We start from the raw sequence: 2203 nt of genomic DNA, 5'->3' as shown, positions 1-2203 counted from the left end.
AAGAAGGTCCTGGCGACCCTGGACCGGGAATGGGACGGGCTGGCCCGCCACCAGGACTTCCCCGACCTGGATCTTGACAACAATGCTGCCGAGAGAGCGCTACGGACCCCGGTCGTCGGGCGGAAGAACTACTACGGCGCACACGCTGAGTGGGCCGCGCACCTCGCCGCCCGGGTCTGGACCATCGTCGCCACCGCGGAGCGTAACGGCCGTGAACCCCTCGCGTTCCTGACCGGCTACCTGAACGCCTGCGCCACAGCCGGCGGGAAARCACCCGCCGGCCCCGCCCTCGAACCCTTCCTCACCTGGCAGACCACCACCCAGACCGGCAGCCCTCCCAGCACCGACCCACCCCAGGACGGCCCACCCGACGGGCCCGAGCCCTAACCCCACCCACAAGCCGAAAACCACCCGACCGGCAACACCGGCCGGGCCTTCGGCCCGCCCACCCACGCCATCACCGAACTCTTACGAACAATGAAGTGCCTGGGCGTCACTCGCATCTGGAACCGGGCTAGCCAATGGGTAGAATGTGGGCGCGTAACGAGCGACGGCCCAGAATGCGAGGACGGTTGCGGCGGCGGCCAGGAACAATCGCCCTTGCCAACTGYGGAGCACACCTTGAACGGTATATACCCTGGACGGCCCGAAGTCTTTCAAGGTGCGATCAGACRCAATTTCAGCTGGCGACAGCAGAGGCTCGCTTTGTTCGGCACCGGTTTGCGGTTGGCTATCGGCCGCTTCCCCAACTTTTTCCCCGGTGATGTCTTGCCCCCGCGAAAGAGACTCCTTCTTTACCTGCACCAGGGAGCCTGAAGGTAGATGCAGGGCTTCCTCGTAGAGCTGAAGCGTCTTATCGGTCGCCATCGTATTACCGAGTTCATTCGGCGACAGCGTGCTGTGGTGCCTCCCTATTTTGTCCCCCATATAGCGCAATGAAAAACCGCGCCCCTCGCGGGCCTGTCGCATCGCGGCGCCGACGCGCTGAGCCGGTGTGAGGACGGGCGACCGCCCCGGCTCATTGGCGGCAGGCACGGCCAGGCCGCCCGTGCGCGGAGCCGCGAACGGGACTGCCTCCTCCTCATCGCTTGGTGGCAACCGACGACCCTCCCCCATGTCAGCACCTCAGTATCCCGGAGAGACGCGGCCTGCTGCTTGACGGGAGTGAGGTGGTTGGTTGGCCGGGTGGTTGGCAGGCGAGYCAACCAGCTCTGAAACGGTTGGTGGTTGGTTGACGCCCACAACCAGGGGGTTTGTGTTGCAGCCTCGATCGCATCAGGCCGTCGGCCACCCTGGCTGGCGGCACCAAGATCGCTGAGACTGGAGCGCGCCAATGGCTGACGCCTCGCGGGTGGGCGCTGTCCCGGACCCCCTGGACCARCTGACGAAGGAGCTGGCCCCCGTCCGGTCGGCCGCCTCGCCCCTGGACCTGGAGCCGCTACTGCGGGACCTTCCCGCCTTGACYGGCCTCGGCATCGTCCGCGGGCGGGTGCATGCCGCCACCAGCCTTGGGTTGGCGACGGCGGTGCTGGCGGTGGTGCGGGAGGCGGCGGCCAGCCTGGATGAGGCGGTGCCTGAGCACAACCAGGTGCATCTGCTGTTCCGGGTGCATCCGAAGACGGCGCGGCTCACGCCGGCGGGCGCGCGGCAGGCCGCCCAAGAAGTCAGCGGCGTGGAGATGCGTCAGTTTCGATTTCGCCAGGAGGGGCGGTTGAGGCGGCTCGTCGCGCAACAGCTGCTGGAAATGCAGTACGGAGCCGACCACCGCCCTTACGAATAAAGCGGCCGGAGCACGTGGTGACAGCGGCCGAATGGGTGCGCCTCCAGCTCCAGCGCGCCCCCACCTTGAGCGCCGACAAGTGGGCCAAGATCGCCGGGGTTATCCGGGCGGTTCCGTCCGGGACGTAGGCCGGGTGCGGGGCGTCAATAGGCGAACCACCTAAAACTCTGCCAGGTTCGCGGTCGTGGTTTAGCTCTGTGGAGCCTAAAATCGGCCCCGAGAAAGCTCATAACAAGATTATGATCTTTGACAGTGTGCTCACGCGGGCGCATTTCGGCGACCTCACCGGCCTGAACTTTGCGCCCCTGCTTCGGTTGTCCTTTGAGATTGAGCCTTTCCCTGCAACGTTTGGTGACGCTCCGTGAGCGTCGCTGGGTGTGAGCGTCCCTGGGGGTGGAGACGATGAAGGCGCGGGGCTCCGGT

The 2203-nt window shown here is 66.1% G+C and carries 3 protein-coding genes; 2 read left to right on the top strand and 1 reads right to left on the bottom strand.

Annotated elements, in window-relative coordinates:
* A partial coding sequence (locus tag CcI156_RS23590; RefSeq protein ID WP_139341615.1) for a transposase occupies window positions 1-387 on the top strand: 387 nt, incomplete at its 5' end.
* 81 nt (window positions 388-468) lie between these two features.
* Here CcI156_RS23590 and CcI156_RS25345 read toward each other — a convergent pair.
* Entirely contained in the window at window positions 469-1098 is a 630-nt protein-coding gene (locus CcI156_RS25345; protein ID WP_139341614.1) for a helix-turn-helix domain-containing protein, read from the bottom strand.
* Window positions 1099-1459: 361 nt separating this feature from the next.
* Here CcI156_RS25345 and CcI156_RS23585 point away from each other — a divergent pair, with 361 nt between their 5' ends.
* Window positions 1460-1780 carry a hypothetical protein gene (locus CcI156_RS23585; RefSeq protein WP_139341613.1) on the top strand — a complete coding sequence of 107 codons (321 nt, stop codon included), beginning with the start codon at window positions 1460-1462 and terminating at the stop codon, window positions 1778-1780.
* Window positions 1781-2203 lie beyond the last annotated feature (423 nt).

Source organism: Frankia sp. CcI156 (assembly GCF_001983015.1).
Classification (GTDB): Bacteria; Actinomycetota; Actinomycetes; order Frankiales; family Frankiaceae; genus Frankia; species Frankia casuarinae.
The sequence above is the reverse complement of the archived record's forward strand: the minus strand, read 5'-3'. Positions and strand labels throughout refer to the sequence as shown.